The 26,269-nt window shown below is 62.2% G+C and carries 23 protein-coding genes and 1 tRNA gene; 13 read left to right on the top strand and 11 right to left on the bottom strand.

What is annotated here, in order from left to right:
• Positions 1-5: 5 nt before the first annotated feature.
• The 3 genes from H1S03_RS03295 (at position 6) to H1S03_RS03305 (ending at position 3,371) form a co-directional block, all read left to right on the top strand.
• Positions 6-1,118: an ABC transporter permease gene (locus H1S03_RS03295; RefSeq protein WP_185803148.1), complete on the top strand. Its 1,113-nt coding sequence runs from the start codon at positions 6-8 to the stop codon at positions 1,116-1,118.
• Positions 1,115-2,356: an ABC transporter permease subunit gene (locus H1S03_RS03300; protein WP_185803149.1), complete on the top strand. Its 1,242-nt coding sequence runs from the start codon at positions 1,115-1,117 to the stop codon at positions 2,354-2,356. Before H1S03_RS03295 ends, H1S03_RS03300 begins: the two co-directional genes overlap by 4 nt.
• 67 nt (positions 2,357-2,423) lie before the next feature.
• Positions 2,424-3,371 (top strand): 1-phosphofructokinase family hexose kinase, encoded by a 948-nt coding sequence (locus tag H1S03_RS03305; protein ID WP_185803150.1) that lies wholly within the window; start codon positions 2,424-2,426, stop codon positions 3,369-3,371.
• Positions 3,372-3,429: 58 nt separating this feature from the next.
• On the opposite strand, the gene H1S03_RS03310 is transcribed toward H1S03_RS03305, so the two are convergent.
• Positions 3,430-4,509: a polyheme membrane-associated cytochrome C gene (locus H1S03_RS03310; RefSeq protein ID WP_221892579.1), complete on the bottom strand. Its 1,080-nt coding sequence runs from the start codon at positions 4,507-4,509 to the stop codon at positions 3,430-3,432.
• A gap of 177 nt (positions 4,510-4,686) precedes the next feature.
• Between H1S03_RS03310 and H1S03_RS03315 the strand changes: the two genes are divergently transcribed.
• From H1S03_RS03315 to H1S03_RS03355, 9 genes are all read left to right on the top strand, one after another.
• Positions 4,687-5,913 (top strand): hypothetical protein, encoded by a 1,227-nt coding sequence (locus tag H1S03_RS03315; protein WP_185803151.1) that lies wholly within the window; start codon positions 4,687-4,689, stop codon positions 5,911-5,913.
• Complete coding sequence (locus H1S03_RS03320; protein ID WP_185803152.1) at positions 5,910-6,728, top strand: RnfABCDGE type electron transport complex subunit D; 819 nt, start codon at positions 5,910-5,912, stop codon at positions 6,726-6,728. The genes H1S03_RS03315 and H1S03_RS03320 overlap by 4 nt, the downstream gene beginning before the upstream one ends.
• The gene (gene nqrC, locus H1S03_RS03325) at positions 6,721-7,521 is read left to right on the top strand and encodes an NADH:ubiquinone reductase (Na(+)-transporting) subunit C (protein ID WP_185803153.1); all 801 of its coding nucleotides are present in this window, start codon (positions 6,721-6,723) and stop codon (positions 7,519-7,521) included. Before H1S03_RS03320 ends, nqrC begins: the two co-directional genes overlap by 8 nt.
• A gap of 1 nt (position 7,522) precedes the next feature.
• Positions 7,523-8,176, top strand: a complete 654-nt coding sequence (locus H1S03_RS03330) for an NADH:ubiquinone reductase (Na(+)-transporting) subunit D (protein WP_185803154.1) — start codon at positions 7,523-7,525, stop codon at positions 8,174-8,176.
• Positions 8,173-8,772, top strand: coding sequence for an NADH:ubiquinone reductase (Na(+)-transporting) subunit E (gene nqrE, locus H1S03_RS03335; protein WP_166192354.1), 600 nt, complete (start codon positions 8,173-8,175; stop codon positions 8,770-8,772). Before H1S03_RS03330 ends, nqrE begins: the two co-directional genes overlap by 4 nt.
• Positions 8,769-9,986: an NADH:ubiquinone reductase (Na(+)-transporting) subunit F gene (nqrF, locus tag H1S03_RS03340; protein ID WP_185803155.1), complete on the top strand. Its 1,218-nt coding sequence runs from the start codon at positions 8,769-8,771 to the stop codon at positions 9,984-9,986. Before nqrE ends, nqrF begins: the two co-directional genes overlap by 4 nt.
• 158 nt (positions 9,987-10,144) lie before the next feature.
• Positions 10,145-11,011: an FAD:protein FMN transferase gene (locus H1S03_RS03345; RefSeq protein ID WP_185803156.1), complete on the top strand. Its 867-nt coding sequence runs from the start codon at positions 10,145-10,147 to the stop codon at positions 11,009-11,011.
• 10 nt (positions 11,012-11,021) lie between these two features.
• Positions 11,022-11,189, top strand: coding sequence for a (Na+)-NQR maturation NqrM (locus tag H1S03_RS03350; RefSeq protein WP_185803157.1), 168 nt, complete (start codon positions 11,022-11,024; stop codon positions 11,187-11,189).
• Positions 11,186-11,584 carry a CBS domain-containing protein gene (locus tag H1S03_RS03355; RefSeq protein WP_185803158.1) on the top strand — a complete coding sequence of 133 codons (399 nt, stop codon included), beginning with the start codon at positions 11,186-11,188 and terminating at the stop codon, positions 11,582-11,584. The genes H1S03_RS03350 and H1S03_RS03355 overlap by 4 nt, the downstream gene beginning before the upstream one ends.
• 146 nt (positions 11,585-11,730) lie before the next feature.
• Here the strand turns inward: H1S03_RS03355 and H1S03_RS03360 are convergent, their stop codons facing one another.
• The 6 genes from H1S03_RS03360 to H1S03_RS03385 form a co-directional block, all read right to left on the bottom strand.
• Complete coding sequence (locus H1S03_RS03360) at positions 11,731-12,585, bottom strand: universal stress protein (protein ID WP_185803159.1); 855 nt, start codon at positions 12,583-12,585, stop codon at positions 11,731-11,733.
• A 97-nt stretch (positions 12,586-12,682) separates the two neighbouring features.
• Entirely contained in the window at positions 12,683-13,111 is a 429-nt protein-coding gene (locus H1S03_RS03365; protein ID WP_185803160.1) for a hypothetical protein, read from the bottom strand.
• Positions 13,112-13,293: 182 nt separating this feature from the next.
• Complete coding sequence (locus H1S03_RS03370) at positions 13,294-14,478, bottom strand: acetate/propionate family kinase (protein ID WP_185803161.1); 1,185 nt, start codon at positions 14,476-14,478, stop codon at positions 13,294-13,296.
• On the bottom strand, positions 14,475-15,872 hold the full coding sequence (locus tag H1S03_RS03375) for a bifunctional enoyl-CoA hydratase/phosphate acetyltransferase (protein ID WP_185803162.1): 1,398 nt from the start codon (positions 15,870-15,872) through the stop codon (positions 14,475-14,477). The genes H1S03_RS03370 and H1S03_RS03375 overlap by 4 nt, the downstream gene beginning before the upstream one ends.
• A gap of 332 nt (positions 15,873-16,204) precedes the next feature.
• Positions 16,205-16,280 (bottom strand) — tRNA-Thr (locus tag H1S03_RS03380).
• A 207-nt stretch (positions 16,281-16,487) separates the two neighbouring features.
• Positions 16,488-19,049 (bottom strand): cation:proton antiporter, encoded by a 2,562-nt coding sequence (locus H1S03_RS03385; protein WP_185803163.1) that lies wholly within the window; start codon positions 19,047-19,049, stop codon positions 16,488-16,490.
• Between the two features lie 260 nt (positions 19,050-19,309).
• Between H1S03_RS03385 and H1S03_RS03390 the strand changes: the two genes are divergently transcribed.
• On the top strand, positions 19,310-20,122 hold the full coding sequence (locus H1S03_RS03390; RefSeq protein WP_185803164.1) for an SHOCT domain-containing protein: 813 nt from the start codon (positions 19,310-19,312) through the stop codon (positions 20,120-20,122).
• A gap of 87 nt (positions 20,123-20,209) precedes the next feature.
• Here H1S03_RS03390 and H1S03_RS03395 read toward each other — a convergent pair whose 3' ends face one another.
• From H1S03_RS03395 to H1S03_RS03410, 4 genes are all read right to left on the bottom strand, one after another.
• A complete protein-coding gene (locus H1S03_RS03395; RefSeq protein ID WP_185803165.1) occupies positions 20,210-22,684 on the bottom strand; it encodes a vitamin K epoxide reductase family protein in 2,475 nt (824 codons plus the stop codon).
• Positions 22,685-22,788: 104 nt separating this feature from the next.
• On the bottom strand, positions 22,789-23,109 hold the full coding sequence (locus H1S03_RS03400) for a hypothetical protein (RefSeq protein ID WP_185803166.1): 321 nt from the start codon (positions 23,107-23,109) through the stop codon (positions 22,789-22,791).
• Entirely contained in the window at positions 23,106-25,589 is a 2,484-nt protein-coding gene (gene ctaD / locus H1S03_RS03405; RefSeq protein WP_185803167.1) for a cytochrome c oxidase subunit I, read from the bottom strand. Before ctaD ends, H1S03_RS03400 begins: the two co-directional genes overlap by 4 nt.
• The gene (locus H1S03_RS03410; protein WP_347339199.1) at positions 25,586-26,206 is read right to left on the bottom strand and encodes a cytochrome c oxidase subunit II; all 621 of its coding nucleotides are present in this window, start codon (positions 26,204-26,206) and stop codon (positions 25,586-25,588) included. Before H1S03_RS03410 ends, ctaD begins: the two co-directional genes overlap by 4 nt.
• Between the last annotated feature and the right edge of the window lie 63 nt (positions 26,207-26,269).

A 26,269-nucleotide genomic window follows, 5' to 3' on the forward strand; every position in this document is an offset into this window, starting at 1 on the left:
ATGCAATGACCGATGCAACACAGGGCAGGGTGTTTGGCCGGACGCAGCTGGAGGACATGGTGATCGTGCCGCTCTTCGCGCTTGTCGCGGCGCTCGTTCTGGGCGCGGTGGTGATGGCCGCCACGGGTGTTTCACCCGCAACCATTGCGCAATCCTATGTGGCGTTGCTGAAAGGTTCTGTCGGGTCGGTCAACGCGATCTCGGAAACGCTGACCGCGGCCTTGCCCCTGGTTCTGGCGGGTCTGGGGCTTGCGCTTGGTTTTCGGTCCGGGCTGTTCAACATCGGGGCCGAGGGCCAGATCGTCGTGGGCGGGCTGGCCGCCGTGGTGGCCGGTGTGGCCCTTGGCGATATGTCGGCTTTCATAGCGCTTCCCGGTGCGCTGCTCGCCGGGGCTGCGGCGGGTGCATTCTATGCAGGTATCGCGGGATGGCTGCGCGCGGCGACCGGCGCGCATGAGGTGATCACGACCATCATGTTGAACCTGATTTCCTTCCGGCTGCTCGACTATCTGTTGCGCACGCCTTTCATTCAGAAGGAAGATCGCGCCGATCCGATCTCCAAATCCGTGCCCGACGCCGCCGAATTGCCGAAGCTGCTGACCTTTCTCGACGCCAACCTGCGCCTGCATGCCGGTCTTTTTCTGACGCTGGCCATGGTCGCGTTTGCTTATTGGCTGCTGTTTCGCAGCAAGCTGGGGTTCGAGTTTCGCGCCAGCGGTGAAAACGCCGTCGCCGCGCGCTTTGCCGGTATGAGCGCGGGTTGGACCATCGTTTTGGCCATGGCCGTCGCGGGGGCGTTGGCGGGGCTGGCAGGGGCCAACCAGACGCTTGGCATTCTGGGCCGCGCGACGCCCGGCTTTTCCGCCGGGATCGGGTTCGACGCCATCGCGGTGGCGCTTCTGGGTCGATCGCATCCGGTCGGCGTGTTCTTTGCCGGGGTTCTGTTCGGCGCGCTGGAGGCCGGCGGCCGGCAGATGCAGGTGGATGCAGGGGTCAGCATAGATCTGATCGGTATCATCCAGTCACTGATCATCGTCTTTATAGCGGCCCCCCTTCTGGTCAAGGCGATCTTTCCCTGGGGGTTCAGAAAAGCGGGCAAGAGGGAGAACAAGTCGTGACCGTCCTACTTGATAAAGCGCGACAACGGCAAACCCGCATCACGGGCGGCATCCTGATCGCTCTCGGTGCCTTGATCGCGGTTTTCCTCGCCCCCGATTCAAGCGGGGTCGCCACCTTCCGCCTGTCGCGCCCGACCGATGTCTGGCCGGTTCCGAATCTGGTCGTTCCGGGCGGAGCCTTCGTCTATGTCGCCTCGGCCCTTCTGGCCTTTTTCGGTGTGCGCCTGTTCCTGCGCGGCGGCGCAAGGTGGAGCGCGCGGTTTCTGGGCATCGGCCTGATCATCGCGGTGGCCGCGTTTCTAGTCTGGGCGACGGCGGGCAAGTCGTTCTCATTGACCGGCATGTTGCAGGCGAGCCTGGTGCGCGCGGTGCCGATCGCCCTCGGGGGGCTGGCGGGCGTTTTGTCTGAACGGGTCGCCGTGGTGAACATAGGTATCGAAGGGATGTTGCTGGCCGGGGCCTTTACCGGGGCGCTGGTGGGGTCGCTGGCCGGGGGGCTTGCAGGGCTGGCCGCGGCGGTTGCCGTGGGCGGTGTGTTCGGTTTCGTTCTGGCGGCGCTGGTCGTGACATATCGAATGGATCAGATTATCGCGGGCGTGTTCATCAATCTGTTCGTGCTGGGTTTGACCAGCTACATCTCCAGCCAGGTCTTTCAGGAATATCGCGCGCTCAACAACGCGCCGGTGTTTCGCGCGGTGGAGATCCCGGTGCTGAGCGATCTGCCGGTGCTTGGCCCGGTCTTTTTCAGCCAGAATATCTTCGTCTATGGGGCCTTCATCCTCGCCGGACTCGCCACCTACTATCTGTTTCACACCCGGCATGGCCTGCGCGCCCGCGCGGTGGGCGAGCATCCGCGCGCCGCAGATACACTGGGGATCGACGTTTATCGCACGCGCTACGTGAATGTTACCATTGCGGGGATGGTCGCGGGCTTTGGCGGGGCCTGGTTCACGCTAGGCTCTGTCGGCCGGTTCGACGAGGGGATGACCGGCGGGCGTGGTTTCATCGGGTTGGCGGCGATGATCTTCGGGCGGTGGCATCCGGTCGGTGCCCTCATGGCTGCGCTGATCTTCGGATTTGCCGATAGTTTGCAGCAAAAGCTGGCGCTTCTCGGCACGCCGATTCCGTCGGAGTTCCTTGCCATGGCCCCCTATATCGCGACAATTGTCGTCGTTGCCGGCGTGGTCGGACGCGCACGGGCACCGGCGGCGGACGGCAAGCCCTATGTCAAGGAATAGGCGCCGTTGCGGAACAGAACGCACTTGGCGTTGCCTGCCACGCGGCGCATGAACAGGAGGGGTATTCATGGTCAACATCCTGACGATCACGCTGAATTCGGCCGTCGATCTTGCCACGTCGGTGGATGAGGTCGTCGCCGGGCCGAAGCTCTATTGCGCGCAACCCAGTCTCGACGCCGGAGGCGGGGGTGTGAACGTCGCCCGCGCAATTCAAAAGCTGGGTGGGGACGCCACGGCACTGGTCACGGTCGGCGGTGCCATGGGTGAGACGCTGTTGCAACTGCTGAAGGTCGAGGGCGTTCCGGTGGTTCCCGTGCCAATACATGGGGAAACGCGCTTCAGCTTTGCCGTGACCGATGGCACCAGCGGCGCGCAATATCGCTTCAACCTTCCGGGGGAAACGCTGACCACGGATGAGGGGGCGCGGCTTTTGACGGCGATATCGGATGTCGTGGGGCCGGATGACTTCGTGGTCCTCAGCGGCGGGGTTGCGCCGGGATTGGGCGACGACTTCCCCTCTCGCGTGCAGCAGGCCATCTCGCGGCTGACTGACCGGTTGATCGTCGATACATCACAGGCCCCGCTTGCCCATCTGACCGCGAACCCCGTCGATCCGGTTTTCCTTCTCAGGATTGACCGCAAGGAGGCAGAGACAGCGGCGGGTCATGCGATGGAAACCATCGCGGACAGCGTGACCTTCGCGTTGGATCTGATCGAACGCGGCGTGGCCCGGATCGTCGTGACCGGGCGCGGGGCAGAAGGCTCGGTATTGGTGACGCGGGACGCGCGATATTTCTGCCGAGCGGTCAAGGTGCCGGTGCGCAGCACGATCGGAGCGGGCGACTCCTTGGTCGGTGCAATGATCCTGGCATTCGCACGCGGCGAACAGCCGGATCAGGCGCTTCGCCGTGGTGTCGCCGCTGCCTGTGCGACGGTGAACACGCCGGCCACGGAACTGTGTTCCCGGGACGAGGCCGAGGCGTTGTTTCAACGCTGCGAGGTCACGGCGATCTGATCCGCCCTTGAGGCGCATGGTAGGCGTTTCGGACATCGTGATGCACGTGCGGTTTCGCTCAGGGACGGGTCAATCCGGCAATATCGACCTCGACCTTTTCGGACAGGTTTTGAAGGCTGTCGTAAAGCAGTTGAAGCGCATAATGCGGGTTGTGGGTGAAGATCGCAGGTTCCTTGACAACCAGTTGATAGTTATAGGCTGCTTTCAACAGGCGGGGCGTCCAGTCTTGATACCGGTTGGGAAAGACGGCTTCGGTTTCTGACGCGGTTCCGTCGCCATCCGTATCGACAAAGAAATACGGATAGGTTGCCGAGTTATAGGCGATAGAAACGCCCGTGACCTCCGCGGCGTATTTCTGAATGGCCTCCTCCAGGCGTCTGTGGAAGTCGGCGATGGGATTTGCGATGCCCTCGGCCGTGTTGCCGTCGCCATCGAAATCGGTGGGTGAGATCCTGATCTCGTCGAAACTCGCGATGCCCTGATGGCACGTGGTGCAGGTCTCGATCTCGACTTCCAGCGAATGCGGACTGTGGCAGCTCGTGCAGGTGTTCAGGTTGGGCACATGATCGAAGCGGCCCTTGTAGACATTCCCCGGATACTCGAACCCGCCATGAGCGATGCCACCCATCAGCGTGGCCGCCGAGGGGGCGTAGTGGATGTTCACGAAGCCCAGATCCGCTGAGACGGTGTCATCCTCCAGACCATCGGTCGCGGCCGCGACGGTATTGGTCGAGCTGCGACCCTGGTGGCATACCGCGCACACGGCGGAGGACCCGAAGGTGTCGATCGTGACGCCGGACGGAAATGGGACAGATTCAAGCTCCGACGCGCCGGGACTGTGGCAAGCGGTGCAATTCACCGGGGTTCCCAGACTGACCGGATGATCTATGAGGCCCGGTGTGCTGATGGGTCCGCTGAGGTAATCGGTGATCCCCTCCCCGGAATGGCAGACGGCACAGGTGCCCGGTATCTCGCCTTCCTCGTCCCAATGCGTAAACGCTTCCGACATTCGGTCGGCGTGGGGCGATGCAAGCCATGCTTCTGTTATCGCTGCTATATCCGGCGCTTCGCTTTGGGCCATTGCGGCCACGCCGACGAAAGTCGCACTTACGAAAGCCGCACCACTGGCTGTCATCATGGTCCCGAGGATATTTCGATTCATGGAACGTCCCTTTCTGCCGCATGAACAGTGATAAACGGGCGGAGCGGTTTTGGATTGAGAAATATCAATCTCGGCCCCGTGTTTCACATCTAGCTTCGGTGCGAATTGCAGGGTGATGCAGCGCGTTCGCCAGATGCCGACAGGATGGGCAGATTGAGACATTTTCACATCAGACAAGGCGACCCCGCGCCGCAAACTCCCGCACCGGCGCAGCAGGTTGAGAATATCGGATTGCCGCGCGAAGTGGCTTTGCTCGGGCGGGATATCGCCGGGGTTCGCCCGCACTTTGTTGTCAGCGAAGGGGAGGGCGTCACCTGCGGCCAGACATTGTTCACAGATCGCAAACAACCCCAGATCGCCTTTGTCTCTCCCGCGTCAGGGGTGGTGTCGAAGCTGACCTACGGTTCACGCCGAACGTTGGATCTGTGCGTTGTCACTGTCGCACCCGAAAATGAAAAGCCTTCACCCCATAAGATGCCGGATGCCGCGCCGCGCGAGATTTTGCAGGCGCGGGGAATGTGGTCCGCATTCGTGACACGCCCCTTTGGCCGTATGCCGGCGCCCGACGCCGTGCCGGATGCGATTGTCGTGAATGCAGTTCACACATCGCCGCAAGCCCCTGATCCGGCAGTTGTTCTGGAGGGTCAGCGCGACGCCTTCCACCTTGGGCTCAGCGTCCTGACCAAGCTGACGCCCGCAGATGTTTTCCTGTGCCAATCCCCCGGCAAGCCGCTCGGCCCGGAGGGGGAGCGCATCATTCATGCCAGCTTTTCCGGCACGATGGCGGCCGGTCTGCCGGGAACACAGATCGACAGGCTTTGCCCCGTGGATTTCGGGGGGGCGGTGTGGAGCATCAGTTATCAGGATGTGATCGCGATCGGACATCTGTTCGGGACCGGCACGTATATGGCGCGGCGCGTCGTCTCGATCACGGGTCCGCAAGCAGCGACGCCGAAGCTGGTGCGCAGCGTCCTTGGTGCCCGGCTTGCAGAACTCAGCGAAGGCGGGGCTGCCCACATCCTTTCGGGCAATCCGATCACGGGCCGGGATGCGCAGTTTCTGGGACCTTTCGACGATCAGGTGAGCTTGTTGGAACCGCGCCCGCAGGCCGCTGACCCGTCGCGGCAGGCACGGCGGGCTACAATATTCAGGCCGCTGATCCCGTCCGCCTCGATGGAGAAAGCCGTGGCGACCGACACCTACGCCATCCCCCTGGCGCGGGCCCTCAGCGTGGGGGACAGTGACGCGGCACAACGTCTGGGATGTCTGGGTCTGATCGAGGAGGACGTCGCCGCCCTGACGCGCAGATGCACCAGCGGAACCGATTATGCCGCGATGCTGCGCCGGGTTCTGGATGAGCTGGAGTTGGACGCCGCGTGATTACCTTTCCCACCCCTCGAATTGCCGCCCCGCGAACCGTTGCCGGTGTGACGCTGTCACAGACGCTGGCGCTGATGCTGCCTGCTGTCGCGGTCGCATGGAGCGCGCCTTTGCAATTTGTCGCGCTTTTCCTTGTCGCGGGTGGCGTTGCGCTGGCGTGGGAGGTGCTGTTTTGCCTTGTTCGTAAGCGGGGGTTCAGCTTTCACGGGATCACCACGGCGCTGATCGTCACGATCCTTTGCCCGCCTGACCTTGCGTACTGGCAACTGATCCTTGCCATCTCGCTTGGCGTCGTGCTGGCAGAGCAGGTGTTCGGGGGGCGGGGGTTCGGTTTTCTCAGCCCGGCGACGGTGGTCCTGTCGTTGCTGATGATCTCGTTTCCGCAAGTCGAACTTCCGATACCGGGCGCAATGCTGGGTCTTGCGACGGTGCCGGGCGCTGTCCTGCTGATTTTGATGGGTCTGGTCTGCTGGCGCGTCATGCTTGGGGCGGGTGTCGCCGCCGGTGTCTTGCTGTCAATCGGCGGGCCCGTGACCGATCCGGGGGCCGTTGCCGCGACGCTGGCATTCGGGCTGGTCTTTCTGGTTTGCGATCCGACTGCGTCCAGCACGACACGGGCGGGCCGCTGGCTGTACGGTGTGTTGGCGGGCGGTCTGTTCGTCAATTTCTCGCAAGGTGCCATACTGCCGTTCGAGGCGATGGTTTTCGCGGCCCTTCTTGCCAGCATCTTCGCGCCCTTGCTCGATCGTCTGGTCATTCTCGCACATGCTTATCGCAGACGGGCCGGGAACAAAGGGGGTGGGCGACATGCGTAGCCCCGTATCCCTATGGCGCGGCTTTCTGGCCCGGCCAAATGACGACCGGGTCAAGATCTTTGGCGTCGCGTTTCTGACGGCCGTGTTCAGCGCGGTTGTGGTCACCGTGGCCTCGGTCACGCTGGAACCCCTGCAAGACGCGCATCTGGAGGCCGAGCGCGCGGCCCGGATGGAGCAGATGCTCGATACGTTGCCCGGAATGCGCGATATCATGGCCGAGGCAGGTGTAGATGCGCTGACGACCCGGCTCGTCGATCTGGAAACTGGCGCCTTTGTCGAGGAGCCGGATCCCGAAACCTATGATCTGCGCGAGGCCGAAAACGATCCGGAGCGCAGTGTGGAAATCCAGCCCGAGGCCGATCTGGCCCGGTTGGGCCGCAGAGCACGGATCGCACCGGTATATCTTCTGGAACGTGACGGCGATATTTTGCTGGTCGTGCTTCCGGTCAGCGGCAAGGGCTATCAGTCCACATTGCGTGCCACCCTGGCGCTGCACGCCGACCTGACGACAATCGCGGCCCTGACCATCACCGAGCAGGCGGAGACGCCCGGACTTGGCGCACGGGCTGAAACACCGCAGTGGCAAGACCTGTGGGCGGGTAAGGAGGTCACGGACGAAACCGGGCAGATCGTCATCGACGTCGTTCGTGGGCAGGCGAAAGGCCCGCATGAGGTCGATGCCATCAGCGGGGCCACCATCACCAGCAACGGCGTGGCGAATATGCTGCGCTATTGGCTGGGCGATGACGGTTTCGGCCCCTTCCTCGATCGCCTTCGCGAAGAGGGGATGTGACATGAACGCTACGCTTCGCTACCTGACGGAACCTCTGATCGCCAACAACCCGGTGACGTTGCAGATCCTGGGTATTTGTTCGGCGCTGGCCGTGACCACGACGCTTCAGACGGCTCTTGTCATGTCAGGCGCGCTGACCGCCGTTCTGGTACTGTCCTCCGCCACCATAAGCCTGATGCGCAATCATATCCCGAATGCCATTCGGCTTATCGTTCAGATCGTGGTGATCGCAACGCTTGTGGTCGTTGCTGACGAATTGCTTCAGGCCTTTGCGTTCGAGGTCAGTCGCCAATTGTCGATCTTCGTTGGCCTGATCGTGACGAATTGTCTGGTGCTGGGCCGCGCCGAGGCCTTCGCCACGCGCAACCCGATCGGGCCATCGGTACTGGATGCGCTGGGCAACGGGTTGGGCTACAGTCTTGTGCTGATCATCGTCGGCACAATCCGGGAGGTTCTGGGAACGGGTTCGCTTCTGGGCTACACGCTTCTCCTCCCCCAGGCGGAGGGCGGCTGGTTCGAACCTTTGAGCCTCATGCAGCTTGCCCCAAGCGGCTTTTTCATCATCGCGCTGCTGATCTGGGCCATTCGGTCCGTGCGTGTGGAACAGATTGAAAAACCGCAACATCAACTCTCCCGATCCGAGGTGGAGCAATGACCGATCTTTTGCTGGCGTCGCTGTTTCATCAAAACCTCGCGCTGACATCGTTTCTGGGCATCTGCACGTTTCTGGCAGTATCGCAGCGGTTCGAGACGGCGTTTGGACTGGGCATGGCGGTTATCGTCGTTCAGACCGTGACCGTCCCGATCAACAACCTGATTTTCAATGGTCTTTTGCAGGATGGTGCCTGGGGCTGGCTGGGTCTGGCGGATGTCGATTTGAGCTTTCTCAAGCTGATCGCCTTTATCGGCACCATTGCCGCCGTGGTGCAGGTGCTGGAGATGTTTCTGGATCGCTATGTGCCGCCGCTTTACCGCGCGCTGGGCATCTTCTTGCCGCTGATTACGGTGAACTGCGCGATTCTGGGCGGCAGCCTGTTCATGGTCGAGCGGCAATACGACTTCGCGGAATCCGTCGTTTTCGGCTTTGGCAGTGGTGCGGGCTGGGCGCTGGCGATCATCGCCTTTGCCGCCATCCGCGAGCGGTTGGAATACAGTGACATGCCGCGGGGATTGCAGGGGTTGGGCAGTGCGTTTCTGGTAACCGGGCTGATGTCGCTCGGCTTCGCCGCGTTTGCGAGGGTCGGGCTATGACGGAAATCATCGTCGGCAGTCTGCTTCTGATCGCGCTGATCCTGCTTCAGACCATTTTTGTCGTTGCGGCGCGGGCCGCTCTGGTGCCGGATCGTTCGATCTCATTGAGGGTCAACGGCGACACGACAATCCCGGCCCGGACGGGGCAAAAGCTGCTGACCGCGTTGACCGATAACGGCATCCTGATCCCATCGGCCTGTGCCGGGGCAGGGACCTGCGGTCTGTGTCGGGTGCAGATACCGGACGGCCCCGACCTGTTGCCGGTCGAGGCCGCGCGATTTTCCCGAAGCGAGGCGCGCGCCGGGATGCATCTGGCCTGTCAGGTCGTGTTGCGCGAGGACATGGCCTTGCAGATTGACGAGGCATTGCTGTCGGCGGAGACGTTCGAGCTGAACGTGGTATCAACGCGGCAGCTTACCCCACTGATCAGCGAGGTCGTGCTGCAGATGCCCACGGGACGTTTGCCGGACATTCATGCCGGGTCTTTCTTGCAGATCACCGCGCCGCCCTATTCGCTGGACTATCAACAGATCGACGTGCCGCCGGTTTTCGAGGATCAATGGAGCGCGCTGCGCCATCTGTCGATTTCAACCGGAAGCGAAGTCACCCGGGCCTATTCGGTCGCCAATCGTCCCGAGGATACCGAAGCCGGCCTGCTGGTCCTCAACATCCGGCTGGCCCTGCCGCCGCCATCGGTGCCGGATGCGCCGCCCGGTGTGGTGTCGTCATATCTGTTTTCACGCCGATCAGGCGACCGGATAAGCGCCTCCGGTCCCTATGGGTCGTTCCGAGTGCAGGACACCGAACGCGAGATGGTGTTCATAGGCGGCGGCGTCGGAATGGCGCCGTTGCGCGCGATGATATTCGAGCAGCTTTCGCGGCAGGATCAGTCGCGCAAGATCACGTTCTGGTACGGTGCACGTTCGGCGGACGATCTTTACTATATAGACGAGCTCAACGCGCTGGCGGCCCGACACCCCAATTTCGAATGGACCGTGGCGATTTCTGATCCTCAGCACACGGATGGCTGGAGCGGACGCACCGGATTCGTTCATTCGGTCGTCTATGAGGACCATTTGCGAGATCATCCCGCACCGGAAAACTGTGAATACTACCTTTGCGGCCCACCCCTGATGACGCAGGCGGTTCTGGCGATGCTGGATGATCTCGGCGTTGAGCCTGACCACATCTTCAACGACGATTTCGGAGTGTGAACATGATGCTGACACGACGACATATGATGCTGTCTTCTATCGGATTTGCCGTTGCCCCACCCTCCGGTGTCTTCGCGGCAGGCCAAGACGGGGGGGCCCAGTCAATCGGAGGCCAGTCAATCGGAGGCCAGTCAATAGGAGGCCAGTCAATCGGAGGTTTGGCCTTCGGTTCCAGCTGGCGGATTACGGCGGCTTCGGGCGATCTGCTGGGCGTTCACCGCGTGGTGCAGGGTGTAATTGCCGATATCGACATGCAGATGTCCCCCTATATAGCCCAGTCGGATATCTCGAAATTCAATGCCGCCCGCACGACGGAATGGCAGCAGATGCCCCATGCGCTTTGCACGGTTGCCGGGGAGGCGCTGGAGGTTGCCGGGATGACCGGCGGGCATTTTGACCCGACCGTCGGCCCGCTCGTGTCCCGGCTGGGCTTCGGCCCGATTACCGGTGGCGCAGGCAGCTATACCGGGATCGAGGTCGCGGCAGACCGGCTTCGAAAATCATCGGTCGATCTGACCCTCGATCTGTGTGGGATAGCCAAGGGGTTTGCGCTGGACCGCATCGTCGAGGCGATGAGGGCGCGTGGCATGCGCAACGCCTTGGTGGACGTCGGCGGGGAGGTCAGGACCCTGGGCCAAAACCCCGAAGGCAGGCCCTGGACCGTTGCCATAGCCGATCCGACCTCCACTGCACTGCTGCGCGCCTGGACAATTGTCGCGCCGGGACCGCTGGCGCTTGCCACCTCCGGTCACGCGGCCAACGGCGTGACGGGCCGGGTCAGTGCCAGCCATATCATCGACCCGCAAACGGGTGCGCCGGCATCGCCCATGCTGCGTTCGGTTTCCGTTTTGGCGCCGACGGCCATGCGGGCGGATGTGCTTGCCACCGCCCTTTGCGCCGCTGGCCCGGTGGACGGTGTCGAAATGGCGCGACGGCTGGATATTCCTGCCCTCTTTATCATCGGGTCAACGGCACAGCCGGTCGAGGTCATGACGGCTGGTTTTCGCGACCATGTGGTCAGTTAGGAGAGCTGCGATGTACACCTTTATCCTCGCCCTTGCTGTTCTGCTATTGGCCGTCTCTGGCCTTGCCATCGGTGTCCTTTTCGGGCGCGCGCCGATCAAGGGCAGTTGCGGGGGGCTGGCCTGCCATCCGGGAATCGACTGCAAGTCCTGTCGCCTCAGGAATGAGGGCAAGACATGAAGAACGTTGCCCTTGTCGCGGATTACATGACGCGCGATCTGATCACCCTGTCCCCCGACACCGAGATTAATAAAGCCATGCACACGCTTTTGCGGCATCGCATCTCGGGCGCGCCCGTGGTCGATGCCGAGGGTTCGCTTGTGGGTGTTCTGTCGAAAAAGGACTGTCTGCGTGCCGCCATCGAGGCCAGCTATTATCGTGACTGGGGCGCGACGGTCGCCCGGCATATGACAAGGGACGTCGCCACGATGGAGGCCGGAGAGGACATTCTGACGGCGGCCGAGAGGTTCGTGAATGGCTCTCTACGACGGTTTCCCGTGCTGGAGGATGGACGCCTGGTCGGCCAGATCAGCCGCGCCGATGTCTTGCGAGCGATGGCGGATAGTTGGAAGTGACCCCGCGCGACCGCGCTTTCCTTCGCAACATGCCGGAGCATTCCGCAATTCATGGCTGCTTTTCACGCGAATAGCGACGCCCCCGAACAGGTGCCGCCCGGCCCAGACAGGACGGGCGGCCATGTGTGCCGTCGAGCGGGGACGGGTCAGTGCGCGAGAAAGACCGCTTGTTCCGTTTGCTCGATCATCGTTCGCGTCGTGCCCCCGAAAACAGCCTGCCGGGCGCGGGAATGGCTGTAGGCGCCCATGACGACCAGATCGGCGCCGATCTCCTTGGACCGGTCCAGAATGGAGCGTCCGATATCGCGGCCGCCGCTGGGATATTGCTGGATCGTGACCTTGCAGCCATGGCCGCTCAGCCATTTGGCCAGATCCACGCCGGGATCCTCGCCCGCGCGATATGTCCTCATGACCGGATCCACCATGCCGATTGTGACCTCCTCGGCCTGTCGCAGGATGGGCAGGGCCTGATGCACCGCGCGCGCGGCGTGCAATTCGGGATTCCACGCGACAAAGACCCGCTTGGATTGCGCCAGCACCTGTGTGTCGGGCGCGTTCAATATCATCCCGACAGGTGATCGAAACAGGATGCCATGGGTGATTTGCGCAAACAGGAAATCGGTCTCGCGCAGATCTTCGCTGACCAGCGCGATATCGCAGAGCATGGCGTGCGGGGCAATAATGTCGGAAACCTGCGAGGCGTCAGCGGAAATAACCGAGATTCCGCCATCAATATCATGCTGCTGTAGGAGCGTTTCGATCTCGTCCTGCTTGGCTTTCAGCGCGGTTTTGGTTTCGGACAGGGCATCCTGCCATTCCGGCGGGGTGACGGTGGTGCCGTATGGCGGAGCACCGATTTCGTAATAGGGGAAATGCGGCACCACACCGACAAGGAGAATGTCCACCCTTGCCGGAATGGCACGAATTGTTTCGAGCTTTCGCGCAAGGTCATCCAGGGGGGCGTCCTTGCCCACGGCGATGAGGATCGTGCTGTTTTTCATGGAGAATTCCCTCTGACGTTCCCCGCCATTCTAGATCACGGATCGAAGCGTCGTTTGACGTTTGTCAATTGCTGGCCGCTATTGGCGTGCTCTGCGCTTAAACCGGCTCAGACTTGGTGGATTTTGTTACGCGCTTTGCAGTCTCAACGCTTTCCTCCAAGGCTTCGACTTCATTTACGGTGGCGGATGCGGCGCAGGCCGTCAGCATCGTCATGTAGTCTTTCGCGTCCTCGGCCAAGCGTTCCATCGAATGGGATTGCCATCCTGTCAGAATGCCCATCGCCGCCGTCGGATTTCCCATCGCGTCGTCAACCAGTTGTTTGCTGACATCAAGCGCGGTTTGCGTGCCTTCGTGACGCCGCTTGAACCAGGCGGAGGAGAAAGCCTCGAATTCCTTCAGAAAAGTATCCTGCGCCTGCCAGAAGTGGGTGCTCTGAAGACCGAACGCCGGCAGAGCCGCAAATGCGGATGGGGTCGACTTCGCCATGTCCTGCATGTTCGCGAATGTCTTGCTGAGATTTGTCATTCCGGTCTCCTGCTTTCTGGTGTGACTGGATTTGTGTGACTGGCCTTGTGTGACTGGGCGGCGATGGCGCGGGTTCTGGTTTTGCAGAGGTCCCGGTCTCGCTGCCTTCCATAAAGCAGATTCGCAGACTCGCGGATTGACAAACATCAATTCCCGCCGGGTGACAGAGTCAGCTTTTGTCCTCAAGGTTCCATCAGGGTCCGGCAGGCGGCGGCAATCACAGCCTCTTCGTCGGTGGGCAGCACCAGAACATCAATGGCGGAGTCCGCCGAACTGATCCGAGTTTCATTGGCGTCGTTCGCGGCTTCATCCACCCCGATCCCCAGCCATTGCAACCGGTCGCAGATCGCCCGCCGGACATGTGCGGAGTTTTCGCCAATTCCCGCAGTGAACACGAGGGCATCCAGACCCCCGATCGCGGGCACAAGGCCTGCCAGTGTGCTGGCCGCGCGATAGACGTAGAGGTCGATGGCATCGCGGGCGGATTGCGCGTCGCTGTCCTCCAGCACCCTCATGTCGTTGCTGATCCCGGACACGCCGAGCAGACCGGATTGTTGGTAGAGAAGCGCCTCGATCTGCGTCGCGTCCATGCCCTTGGACTGCAACAGGTACAGCACCACGCCGGGGTCCAGCGCACCGCAACGGCGCCCCATCATAAGGCCGTCCAGCGCGGTGAAGCCCATGCTTGTCGCGACGCTTCTGCGATTTTGCATCGCGCACATGCTTGCCCCGTTGCCCAGATGGGCGACGATGACCCGGCCTTCGGCCTTCGCGCCGATATTGTCGGGCAGCACACCGGCGATGTAATCATAGGACAGGCCGTGGAACCCGTATCTGATGACGCCTTCGTCACTCAGCGCGCGGGGCAGGGCGAACACGGTGGCCAGCGGGTCCTGCGTGCGGTGAAACCCGGTGTCGAAACAGGCGATCTGGGGAAGGTCCGGCAGCCATTTCGCCACGGCCCGGATTGCTGCAAGGTTGTGGGGCTGGTGCAGGGGGGCCAGCGGCACAAGCTCATCCAGCTGCCTGAGGACATTATCGTCAAGGCGCACGGGCTGGCTGAAATTACGCCCGCCATGCACGACCCGATGCCCGACCATCGTGAGGGATCGGTCGCCAAGATGCCGCTCAAGCCAGTTCAGCAGCAGTGCAATCAGGTCCTCGTGGCTGGATGCCGGGCTGAGCTTCGCAAGTTGTGTCGAGGTCAGGGCGATGCCTGCTTCATCTTTCGCAGAAAAGACGGGCGCGCCGCCGATGCCCGAGATCTTGCCGGAAATGCGGGGGCGCGCGTCTGGCTGTTCCGCTTCGAAAATCGCGAATTTCAGGCTCGATGACCCGGCGTTCAATGTCAGGATATCGCCGGTCATAGCGAGATGTCCGCCGCGCGACGGTGAACGAAAAGCTGCGCCATCGCGGCGGAGGCCAGCCGCGACATCACGCCATCAGACCGGCTGGTCAGCACGATCGGAATCCGCGCGCCCAGAACCAGGCCCGCCGCATCCGCCCCGGCCAGATAGATCAGTTGCTTCGCGATCATGTTGCCAGCCTCAAGGTCCGGCACGATCAGGATGTCGGCATCGCCCCCCACGTCAGAAACGATGCCTTTGGTCTGTGCCGCTGATCTAGAGATGGCATTGTCGAAGGCAAGCGGGCCGTCCAGCACCCCGCCTGTGATTTGCCCGCGAGCGGCCATCTTGCACAATGCGGCGGCGTCGACGGTTGACGGAATGCTGGGCGTGACGGTCTCAACCGCTGACAGGACCGCAACCTTCGGACAGGCAACCCCCAGCGCCTGACCCAGTTCGATGGCGTTCTGGACAATGTCGCGTTTTGCCGCCAGGTCGGGAAAGATATTGATCGCGGCATCGCTGATCATCAGCGGCTTGGGGTAATTCGGCACATCCAGCGTAAAGACATGGGTGATGCGCCGTTCGGTACGCAGGCCGGTTTTGCGGTCAACCACAGGCGCGAGCAGCTCATCCGTGTGTATCTTGCCCTTCATCAGCATGCCCACCTCGCCAGCGCGTGCGAGGGCGACGGCCTTTTCGGCGGCGGCGTGGCTGTGGGGAACATCGACGATCCTGATGTCGGTCAGCGGGCGTCCGATTTCCTGCGCAATCGCCTCGATTTTGGAGCGGGGGCCGATGAGAACCGGGATGATTATGCCTTGCGACGCTGCCTCAAGCGCGCCTTGCAGTGACAGCGGATCGCAGGGATGGACCACGGCCGTGGGCACGGCGGGAAGCGAGGCCGTCGCATGGATCAGATCCTGGAACCGGGCGGCGCGCTCGTGCAGGTGAACCTCCGGCAGAACAACCCGCGGGCGGCGGACCTTTTGCGTCGGGGCGATGACCACGGCCTCCCCCTCGATCACGGTTTCGCCGCTTTGGTTCAGGCACAGACAGTCGAGCGTGACGTGGTGATGCTCGCTCGCCTTGTCCTTGACGGTGACCCGGACCGTGACCGTGTCGCCCAGTCCGACCGGGCGCAGGAAGCTGAGGTTCTGATTGAGATAGACCGTGCCGGGGCCGGGCAGTTCCGTACCCAGCACCGCCGAAACCAGTGCGCCGCCCCACATGCCATGTGCGATAACCTTGTGAAAAATGTCGGATTTGGCGAAGGCCTCATCGACATGGGAGGGGTTCACATCGCCGGACATGACGGCGAACAGCTCGATATCCTGTGTGGTCAGCTTGCGCGTCAGTTCCGCGCTGTCACCGATCCGAAGCTCATCGAAGGTCTTGTTTTCTATGAATTGCATGCGGGGTGCTCAATTTTTTGCAGAAGGCTTCAGGATGCGGGGCCGCCGGATCGGACAATGAGTTATTGGACATTACCTCTCGGACAATGACTTGTTGTCGATCACATAGGCCATATTGGCTATTGAGGAATGGGGTATCGCGGATTTCACCTGTCCTGATCGCCATATTCATCGCGTCGATCACCAACTGTGCCTTCTGTTCATTCCCCATAGCAGACGAAGCTCGGCAGATTCTGGACCGATAGCGTTAGTCACGTTTTAGTCACGTTGCCCAACAAGAGAAATTTTCGACCAACTATAAGGTAAAATTTCTCAGCTAAATCATGAAGTTATGGTGCCCCCACACGGACTCGAACCGCGGACCTACTGATTACAAATCAGTTGCTCTACCAGCTGAGCTATAGGGGCTTTCAATGGGGGCGGTGTTTGCCGCCCATTGGAACACCGGCTCATCAATGCCGGTGCGCGAGACGTCGTTTAAATGCGCCGGGGCGCATTGTCCATAGCTCTCACGCAGGAATTGGCCGTGTTCGCCGCGCTTGCGGAGGGATCACTGGTAACCTTGGACCAGCCACAACCCATGCAGGGTAGCCGTCACGCAAATCCGCCCGGACCTCAGTTGGATCGGCGCTTGGCCGCCTTATCTGTTGCCGCGCCAGCTTGAGGGTCAGCGGGGTCTTGCCGCAAGGCGTCTTCGGACCACTCGATGCCCCGTTTTCGGGCGCTGGCCAGAACTGCCTCGCGAAGGGCCTTGCTGCGATTGAGCATACGTCTGAAGCGATCTTCGTCCAGGACCAGAACGGTGGTGGGGGCGATGGCGTGGGCCTCGGTGCGTACGGATCTTTTCATCAGGATGGCCATCTGCCCGAACATCTCACCCCGGCCCAGACGCCATGTCTGGCCGGCGGTTTCCAGTTCCACCGCGCCCGACGCGATGAAGAACACACTCTTCGCGGCGCTGTCCTTGCGGATGATGACCTCACCCGCGTTGATGTAGCGCGCTTCGAGTGCGCGACCCAAAAGTTTCAGCGCCCGCTCGTCGAATTCGGCGAACAGGGGGAATTGTTGAACCAGAGCGGTCCTTTGCAATGCGATGTCGAGGCGTGGGCGATTTTCGGCGGCGGCGCGGCGTGCGATGAGATCCTGCATCAGCGCGGTGTAGACTTCCGCTCCGATCAGGCCGTCCTCTCGCATCATGACGTATTCGCGTTCCTCCAGACGCAGGGCCGTGCGGCGGATGAACCGTCGTTCCAGCTCTTCGGCGTAGCCGGGATATTGCAGGCGCAAACCCTCCAGCGCGGTTTCGACCATTTCGATGCGCCTCGACAGCAGTTCGTGCAGCAATTCCGCCACCCGGCGGCCGTGGATCCGGCGGATACGGCCGTCGATGAACCCGTCCAGATCGCGAAGGATCAGGCGTTGCGACAGGAAAAGCTCGAACCGGTCGGCGGTCATCTGGGCGAGCGGGGCGGAGATCGAAAATCTGCTGTTCAGGGCGACGGCGGTGCGGAACGTCTTGCCATATGCCACGCTTCTCCGGGCGGCGCGCTGATATCCGTTTCGCCCCTGGGTCCGCGCCCCTTCGATAAGCCGGTCGGCGTCGGAAATGACCTTTTCGGCCATACGGGCGGAGATCGTCCGCTCCCGAACCCGTACCAGAATGGTGTCACGTTCGTGACCTGCCAGCACGATCAGACCCAGTGCGATCCTGTCCCGGTCCAGAATATCGGCGCCTTCCTCGGCCATCTTGACGGCATCGTCCAGCCGCTCCCCGAAACGCTTGGCTTCGGAACGGACGATGTCATGGCTCAGATCGTAGTTTTCGGTGGTGCGGGCCACGTCCTCACGCACGGTTTGAAGGGCGACCGCGACGACCTGCCGGGACAGGGCCTCATCCAGCGGGGCGAGCCGATCAAGCCCCAGACGCCCGATGATCCAGCGCAGCGTCGTGCCCTGTACGATCAACGTGAACAAGGTGAAGCCCGTGGCAAGGATGCCGACAACCCGCTGGATGCCGTCCGGTACGCGAAAACTCTCGGTCACGGCCAGTGCGAGCGCCAGCGTCACAGCACCCCGCAATCCCCCCCAGAGGATCGCCACCCTGTAGGGTCGATCCACCGCGGGCGACATCCGTAGTTTCGTCAGCAGCGGCAACAGCCCGAACAGGATCAACGCCCGCGCCATGATCGCGGCCAGGATCACGACCGCGACCAGCGCGAAATCCTCGACCCTGGCTTCCTCCAGCAGGCGGGGGATCAGCAATGCGGCAAGGATAAAGATCAACGCCCCGGCCCAATGTGCCAGCACGTCCCACAACTCGCGCAGGTTGGTCCAGGCCTGCGGGGGCAACCGGCCCGGCGCCGTCAGGTTCAGGGTCAACCCCGCCGCCACGACGGCGATCACACCGGATGCGCCGATGCTTTGTTCGGCCACGATATAGGCAAGGTAGGGAAGCGCGACGGAGATCGTGATCTGCGCCAGTTCGTGATTGCTGAACATCGCCATGATCCACACCGCGATGCGCGCGGCCAGCCAGCCTGTCAGCGCACCGCCCGCGATCAGGACCGGGAATTGCGTCAGTGCATCGGTCAAGCTGGGGTCGGGCATTCCCAGCATGACGAATCCCATGAACAGGCCGAACAGGGCGATGGCGGCGGCATCGTTGAGAAGGCTCTCCCCCTCGATGATGCGGGCAAGGCGACGCGGGGCTGACATCGACCGGAAGATTGAGACCACCGCCGACGGATCCGTGGTGGACACGATCGCCCCGACCAGCAAACAAGCCGCCAGTGGCAGCGAACTGACCCATGACAGGGCGTACCCGACGCTGAGCGTGGCCACGACGACAGCCACCACGGCCATCACCATGATCGGCACCCAGTCATCAACCATACGTCGCAGGTTCATCCCCAGCGTGGCCTGAAACAGCAATGTGGGCAGAAAGACGTACAGAAAGACGTTGGATCGGATCGGCAGACCCAGAATCGCCTCTGCCATGGGATTCAGGGCATCCGTCAGCTCCGTGCGCAGCAGAAAGGTCGCTCCCATACCGATCAGCACGCCGATCACGGCCAGGATCACACTGTACGGAAGGCGCACCCGCGCGGCGAGCGGTTCCGCTGCGCCGATGACAACGAAAAAACATGCGATTATTGTGGTGATAAGTACGATGTCCATATGCTTGAGATAGCAGAACCCGGCCCCGGCGTACCCCCGATTTGTGCGTTGGGGCAATGTTCAGGCAGATTTTTTCAGGTGTTCAGGGGGCGTCGTCGTTTCAAAGGGGGTTTGCGACGATCCGTTCCGGTCGCAGGGACGCTGAAATGGTGCAAGTTGGCCCTATCACGGGAATCTCCCGTCGCTGGAGTTGACTTATGCCCAGCGGTCCCGGATGAGGCATCAACCCACCCATGGTGGAGAGTTTGAGAGGAATTCCAATGTCGAACCTGACAGCGAATGGCCGCAATACCATCGAGGAGATCGCGCGACGCTATGGTCTTTCCTCGGGCGCGGTGGAGCATATGGCGCGCGCCGTCTCGAACGGGGGCGGTACGATGGCGCAGTTCAACGTACCCGAGCTTGGCGGGTCGGGTCAGTGGATGGCCGGCGGCATGACGATGGTCGGCGACATGTTCAACTCCGGCTTGCAAAACACGGTTTCCAACCTGTGCGGCGAGTTGTCGAACGCCATGGCCTCGACCCTGTTCTTCGAGCAACCCAAGACAACGATGGGCGGCGGCAGTTGGCCCGAATGGCTGGGCCAGCCTGCGGCCTCCGGTGGGCAGAACCAGGCGCGATACGCCTATTTTCCACAGGCCCGCCGTCTGGCCTTTGACCACGGCAATGGCGGGGCGCTGGTGTTGCTGGACACGGGCGATCACCAGATCAGCGGGTTCAGCCAGCAGCAATCAGGGCTGAGCGATCCGTTCGGCGGCGTTTCCGTTTCCAGCCAGTTCGGGCAGTTCGCGCTGTCGTCCTTTCCGGTTGTGGATCAGAATTCGCAGGGGGAATCGACGATGTCCGCGCCCCCGGCACCGGCGGGGAACCCTGATTTCGGCCCGGAACCAACGAACATGCCATTCGATACGCAGGGTCAGGACACGGCCTCAAATCAGGCCCCGACACAGCCCCCGCAGAACACGGACGATATCCTCGGCACGATCGCGCGATTGGCGCAGTTGCGCGATGCAGGTGCCCTGTCGGAGGAAGAGTTCTCGACCAAGAAATCGGAGCTGCTGGCCAGACTGTAACTGCGCCCGGACGTCTCGACAGACACTCCCGGAAGGCGGCGTTCCCTACACGCCGCCCCCGATCCTGTTTCGAGTCCTGTGTGGCAGTCACCAGATGAACCGGTCCCATGTTCCGAAACTGCTGTGAACCGGCCCGCGCGGAATGCTCAGCACGATCAGGGCCAGACCAACCACCACTGAAAATCCCAGCGCTGCCAAGCTTGCTGCGGCCACCAACGGCGCGAACAGCAGGACCACACCCATCAGCGCGTTCAGAAAACGTCCGGCCCGTGCCACCGGGGCCAGCGCCGTCACCGAAACGGTTATCACCAGCACACCGATGATATGATTGGTCGCCGCCACACCGCTGCCCCATGGAAACACCAGCGGCGACAACATCAGAAGGATGCCGATCCCTATGGAGGCCATCAGCGTCCAGGGGAATGTCAGGCCACCGCTGAGCATGTCGACCACGATCTCCTTGGGCGATTGCTCGAAATCATCGACAGGCGCGTCATCGGGTCCCTCATCCGTATCGCCGGTAAAGAACACGCGCATCCACGGCTGCCCCGCGCGGTGCCTGCGGCGCAGGAACTGAAACGTCGCGACCAGTTCGTCCAGCGAGAACGGGATCTGCCAGACCATCGCCGCCGCCGCGATCAGGGCAAGTGTGGAATAGGTCCCGATCAGGATCGGCTGGATCGCGATGAAGAAGATCGAGACTGCGCCCAGCGGCACGATCATGATGCCGAACACCACGACGAGCCAGGGCATGGTGCGCCACCGCCGGGATGAACCGATGATGCCCACCAGGATCTCCAGCGCGTAGGTCAACGCCCCGAGGCCGGCATCGGGGACGGGCCAGCTTTTCGAAACGTCCGAGGTGATGATCTGCTCCGTCCCGTTCTTGCCGTCCACGGTCCCGGCGAAGAATGGCTCCCAGACATTGTCGATGGTCCCCAGTTGATACCCGGCCAGATATCGTGAGACCAACAAGCCGACCACAGCCAGCAGGATGACCGGCAGCCGTTGGAACCAGTCCGATGGCGAATAGTCCCATCCCTTGGGTATGGTCGGGCCGGTTCGGGCCGCAGCGGGTGAGATTCCGGGCGTCGGCGGCAGGCACAGGGCGAACGCCACCGCCAACATGCCGGTGATCGTGCTATTGAGGTAGGCTGCACCGCTATCCGTCCAGAACACCAGCGGCGCGAACATCACCCAGCATCCGATGGCCGCCGCGCAGTACCGCGCCCAGGACATGCGCCATGACAGTGACAGCAGTCCCGCAACGGCTAGCAGCACGCCTGCGACCGCGTCACTGATTACCAGCCCCGCATGGTCGTGGTTCAGCAAGGGGGGCGAGGTCAATAACCAGACGCCCAGCCCCGCATTTGCCCATGCCGCCCACAGGTTGTTACGGTGGAGGGTGCGGAACTCGGTTTCATGGTCCTGGCGCAACTGCTCCGCGTCGGCGCCGCGCGCATCCACCGATTTCAGCCAGGGCGGGGGCGTGATGCCGTTCGCCTCGTACCAGCCCAGCGGATCGGATTTGAGCGTGTCGATCAAGGCGGGCAGATCCTGTGAGATATCGTGCTCCGGCTGCCAGTCGAGCAGGGTTCGCGCCTTGGAGATATCCAGCGCGTAGTGATCCGACGACATGTCGATCATGAACGGCCGGATGAACGGCTTTTCCCCCTCGTCCAGCGTATCGGGCACGACGGGCTCGGTATCGGTCTGCACCTTCGCGCCCAGTTTCGCGATGGGGGCGGGAACCACCAGCGTGGACCATGTTTCCTCGCCATGGATCAGCTTTCCGATGCGGTCCTGCAGCGCCTCATAGCTCATCGTGTCGGGTTCCCCGGCGAGGATCACCTCACCGGATTCCAGAACCTCGCGCCGCTCCACCACCCGTTCGAACACGGTGAGCATGTCGCTCTTGTGAATGAAGGCCTGTCCCGCATGCGGATCGCCGGAGAAAACGTGGCTTTTGAACGTGCGCTCATAGATGCGGACGATCTGATGGCTGAGGGTGGGAACCGCGGTTTCAGCGTCGTAAAGCCCGGCGAGGTGCAGAAACACCACGGGAATCTCACCGGCTTCCTCGCGGATGATCTTCTCCGTGCGGGCCTTGGACTGGGGATAGGCCCAGCCCGGTTCGATCGGGGTCTCCTCGGTTATCCGTTCCCCCGGCACACCGGGGCGATGAACCAGCATCGTGCCTGAATAGACGAATTGCTCGACCTCCAGTTCCTGTAATCCGCGCAAGAGGTTGCGGGTGCCATTCTCGTTCACGATCTCGTATTGGGGGCGTTGTTCACCGCTGAAATCGAAATAGGCCGCGAGATGGATCACCGAGGCCACGGGGCGTCCGCCGGCCTTGTCGCGCAAGGTATCCATGGCCTGTGAGACGGAGGAGGGGTCCGTGATGTCACACCCGATCAGATCGTCCTGTCCGTCCCCGACCGCATCGGGCAAGTCCAGTCCGATCACCCGGTATGATGCGCTCAACTTTCGGGACAGTTCGCTTCCGATTTTTCCAGCCGCACCGGTGATTACGATGATCGCTTCGCTTTGATCTGCCATGAACACCCCCTTTTTGGCGTATGGAAACCAACGAGCGGGGACGGTTTGGGTTCAATCTTAAAAGCGCGGTTCAGTTTGTACGCCGCGCCGGTCCGAGACCCCGTTCACCCGCAATGACTGGTCATCACGACGGGGGCCAAAGACCAGATCGCCGCCACAAGGCCGACCCATCCGGTCGCATGGCTGACAAACCGCACGAAGCTGGAGCGTGAGGCGAATTTCGGATGGTACAGCACCGCAACCAGCGCGATTTGGCCCAGTATGACCAGGATGTAGGCGCCCATCAGAATCAGCCGCACCCAGGATATGCCAAGGGTCTGGCCGCTGATGCCAGACGCACATAACACGCCGTGCAATCCGTAGATCGCACTGAAGGCGGCAAGCCATGTCAGAGGCGCGATGAGGATCCGCAGAATATCCTTCATGACGAAAAACCGGATGCATGGGCGACCAGCAGGATCAGCACGCCGATCACGGCGGCGTAATCGACCCACAGGGTCACAATCGAAAATTCTGCCTGTCGTCCGCTGGAGGTATAGCCGCCGCGCACGCGCGCGATCAGAAAGACCACCATCAGCGCGGCAAGGCAGGCATGGAACAGGCCGTATCCGCCCAGAACCAGAAGCGTGGCACCATAGGCATGCTCCACCGGGGCAGGGGCGCGGGTCATCAGCGCCGCACATGCGAAGGCAATCGCCAGTGCGCCCGCCAGCGTCAGGATCAGGCCGAGTACCGGCTTGCCGCCCTTGCGATTTGTCCGCATCGTATGCCGCATCGCCCCCGAGGACAGAACCGCGCCAGCCAAGCCCGCCCCCAGTTCGAAGGGTGACGCGGCCAACCATGCGGGGGGCGGCCAGCCGGGTGCGACCGTCCACAGAAACGCGAAGCCAAACAGCAGAGAGCCGAAGAACGTCGCGTTCGCCGTCAACAGAAATGCGGTTCCCCACCAGCCCGGCGATCTGCGCGACATCGCGGCATTCGCCACCTTTAGGCCGCGGCCCAGCGACATCGGTTCCAGATCGTCCTTCCGACCCTGCTTCCACACCCATCGCCACGCAAGGCAGATGACGCCAGCCACGGCGACCGGCACCGTCCAGTAGAATTTCAGCAGCAATGACAAGAAGAACAGGCCCGTCACCGCCGACATGACGATCGGAAGGCGCGTGTTGCCCGGATAGATGACGTGCATGTCCGGTCGGCCGCTGGCGATATCGACGGTCAGCGTTTCGCGCCAGTCATGCTTTGGCGTGCCGAGGTATCCCTCACCCCGCGCCAACCGTGCGGGCAGCTCGGGGTCGTCATGCAGCGGCTCCCGCCCGGTGACATGCGGCAGGCTGGCGAAGTTATAGGCCGGGGGCGGTGTCGTCATTGCCCATTCCAGCGTGCCCGCATTCCACGGATTGCGCGGCCCGCGATAAAAGGTCAGCCCATGCAGGATCACATCCAGCAGGACCATGGCGATCCCGATGGCCAGAACGAAGCTGCCAACGGAGGAGATCAGGTTGATCGTGGTCCAGCCATCCTCGGGCGCGTAGGTCGGAATGCGCCGCCGCTGCCCCAGCAGGCCGACCCAGTGCATGGCGAGGAACGTCACATGAAATCCGACGAAGATCAGCGCGAAGGCGAACTCCCCCAGCCGGAAAAATCTCTGCCGCCCCGTGAAATGCGGCAGCCAGTAATACAGCCCCGCGAATATCGGAAAGACGAACCCGCCGAACAGCACGTAATGCAGATGCGCCGTGATGAACGCGGTGTCGTGCGCCTGCCAGTCGAACGGCACTACGGCGACCATCACCCCGGTCAGCCCGCCGATCACGAATGTGCAGAAAAAGCCCAGAATATGCAGCATCGGCAGGCGCAGGTCCGGCTTGCCCTTCCACATCGTGCCGATCCACGCGAAGATCTGAATCCCCGTCGGCACCGCAACCAGCGTGGACGCGGCGGAGAAGAACGCCAGCCCCATATGCGGAATGCCGGTGGTGAACATGTGGTGCACCCACAATCCGAAAGACAGAAATGCGAGCGAGACCGCCGCCGCGACGACCCAGCCATAGCCCAGCAGCGGCGTGCGGCACATCACCGGCAAAACGGTTGAGATGACGCCCGCCGCAGGCAGGAAGATGATATAGACCTCCGGATGGCCGAACAGCCAGAACAGGTGCTGCCACAGCAAACTGTCGCCCCCCAGATCCACCTGAAAGAACGGCAATCCGAAGGCTCGTTCCAGTTCCAGCAACACCGACCCGAGGATCAGTGGCGGAAATCCGGTCAGGATCATCAACGCGGTGATCAGCGCGTACCATGCGAAGATCGGCATCTTGTCCAATGACATGCCCGGCGCGCGATACTTCAGAACGGATACCGTGATCTCGACCGCGGCGGCGATGGCCGAGATCTCGACGAAGGTGATGCCGATCAGCCAGAAATCCGTGTTGATCCCCGGCGAATGGATCGGCCCGGACAGGGGCGGATACATGAACCAGCCGCCCTCAGGTGCGATGCCCAGCACCATCGCGACCAGCAACATCGACCCGCCGAAGACATAGCACCAATAGCCGTAGGCCGTCAGGCGGGGAAAGGCGAGGTCGCGCGACCCGAGGATTTTCGGCAGCAGATAGATCGCCAGCCCCTCGAATGTCGGAATCGCAAACAGGAACATCATGATGGTCCCGTGCATGGTGAAGATCTGGTTGTAGATCTCGGCTCCCGCGAAGGCGGAATGCGGCGTGGCCAGTTGCGCGCGGATCAGCATCGCCAGCAATCCGCCGACGATGAAGAAGAAAAACGCCGTGGTCAGGAACATGCGCCCCAGATCTGTGTGGTTCACGGTCGAAAACCATCCGCGAAATCCCGGTTCGGATGCCCAGATCGTGGTCAGCTTGCGGTGACGCTCAAGTGCCTTCATCGCTCATCCCCCCTCAGGAACGCTTGCCATCCGGCGGCGTCATGCGCCGTGACGGAGAACGTGAACCGATCGTAGCCCGCGCCGCTGAACTCGGCGCTCAACCCTTGATAGACGCCCGGCGCGTCCGCCTCGATCCGCAGGATGTTGGCGCGTCCCGGCACCGCATCCAGCTTACCGGCCAGACGCGGTACCCAGAAGCTGTGGATCACGTCTGCCGTCGTGATCGCCACATCGACGGGCCGACCGGCGGGGATATGCAGCACGTCCTGCGTGGTGGTGCCCGGGGCGTCCTCATAGGTGAAGGTCCACGCCCATTGACGCCCCTCGGCCCCGACCCGCACGACATCGGGCAAGTCGCGGGGCAGCAACTGTTCCCCCACGAACAGGCCATATCCCAGCAATGCGGCGAGGACGGTCATCGGAAAGGCCAGGCCCAGACCCACGATCCAGACGCGAATCTGCCGCGTCTCGCCCTTCGGCCCGTTTTGCGCACGATACGGTAGAACCAGCAGCACCATCACCAGCGCGAAGATCACCCCCGCGCCTGACAGCATCACCCACCACAGCGTCGCGATGGTGCGCGCCGCCGGTCCCGCCGGATCGACGGTAGAAAGCACTCCCCCGCAACCGCAAAGCGCGGTAAGAGTTGTCAGAGCGAGGATAAGCCGAAAATGCGGGGC

Origin of the sequence: Pontivivens nitratireducens (genome assembly GCF_014235845.1) — a bacterium.
GTDB lineage: Bacteria > Pseudomonadota > Alphaproteobacteria > Rhodobacterales > Rhodobacteraceae > Pontivivens > Pontivivens nitratireducens.

What these genes read in the sequence shown, in the direction of transcription:
- H1S03_RS03295 (WP_185803148.1), top strand. Translation starts at nt 6, where the DNA reads ATGACCGATGCAACACAGGGCAGGGTGTTTGGCCGGACGCAGCTGGAG.
- H1S03_RS03305 (WP_185803150.1), top strand. Translation starts at nt 2,424, where the DNA reads ATGGTCAACATCCTGACGATCACGCTGAATTCGGCCGTCGATCTTGCC.
- H1S03_RS03310 (WP_221892579.1), bottom strand. Translation starts at nt 4,509, where the DNA reads ATGATGACAGCCAGTGGTGCGGCTTTCGTAAGTGCGACTTTCGTCGGC.
- nqrC (WP_185803153.1), top strand. Translation starts at nt 6,721, where the DNA reads ATGCGTAGCCCCGTATCCCTATGGCGCGGCTTTCTGGCCCGGCCAAAT.
- H1S03_RS03330 (WP_185803154.1), top strand. Translation starts at nt 7,523, where the DNA reads ATGAACGCTACGCTTCGCTACCTGACGGAACCTCTGATCGCCAACAAC.
- nqrE (WP_166192354.1), top strand. Translation starts at nt 8,173, where the DNA reads ATGACCGATCTTTTGCTGGCGTCGCTGTTTCATCAAAACCTCGCGCTG.
- nqrF (WP_185803155.1), top strand. Translation starts at nt 8,769, where the DNA reads ATGACGGAAATCATCGTCGGCAGTCTGCTTCTGATCGCGCTGATCCTG.
- H1S03_RS03350 (WP_185803157.1), top strand. Translation starts at nt 11,022, where the DNA reads ATGTACACCTTTATCCTCGCCCTTGCTGTTCTGCTATTGGCCGTCTCT.
- H1S03_RS03355 (WP_185803158.1), top strand. Translation starts at nt 11,186, where the DNA reads ATGAAGAACGTTGCCCTTGTCGCGGATTACATGACGCGCGATCTGATC.
- H1S03_RS03360 (WP_185803159.1), bottom strand. Translation starts at nt 12,585, where the DNA reads ATGAAAAACAGCACGATCCTCATCGCCGTGGGCAAGGACGCCCCCCTG.
- H1S03_RS03365 (WP_185803160.1), bottom strand. Translation starts at nt 13,111, where the DNA reads ATGACAAATCTCAGCAAGACATTCGCGAACATGCAGGACATGGCGAAG.
- H1S03_RS03370 (WP_185803161.1), bottom strand. Translation starts at nt 14,478, where the DNA reads ATGACCGGCGATATCCTGACATTGAACGCCGGGTCATCGAGCCTGAAA.
- H1S03_RS03375 (WP_185803162.1), bottom strand. Translation starts at nt 15,872, where the DNA reads ATGCAATTCATAGAAAACAAGACCTTCGATGAGCTTCGGATCGGTGAC.
- H1S03_RS03385 (WP_185803163.1), bottom strand. Translation starts at nt 19,049, where the DNA reads ATGGACATCGTACTTATCACCACAATAATCGCATGTTTTTTCGTTGTC.
- H1S03_RS03390 (WP_185803164.1), top strand. Translation starts at nt 19,310, where the DNA reads ATGTCGAACCTGACAGCGAATGGCCGCAATACCATCGAGGAGATCGCG.
- H1S03_RS03395 (WP_185803165.1), bottom strand. Translation starts at nt 22,684, where the DNA reads ATGGCAGATCAAAGCGAAGCGATCATCGTAATCACCGGTGCGGCTGGA.
- H1S03_RS03400 (WP_185803166.1), bottom strand. Translation starts at nt 23,109, where the DNA reads ATGAAGGATATTCTGCGGATCCTCATCGCGCCTCTGACATGGCTTGCC.
- ctaD (WP_185803167.1), bottom strand. Translation starts at nt 25,589, where the DNA reads ATGAAGGCACTTGAGCGTCACCGCAAGCTGACCACGATCTGGGCATCC.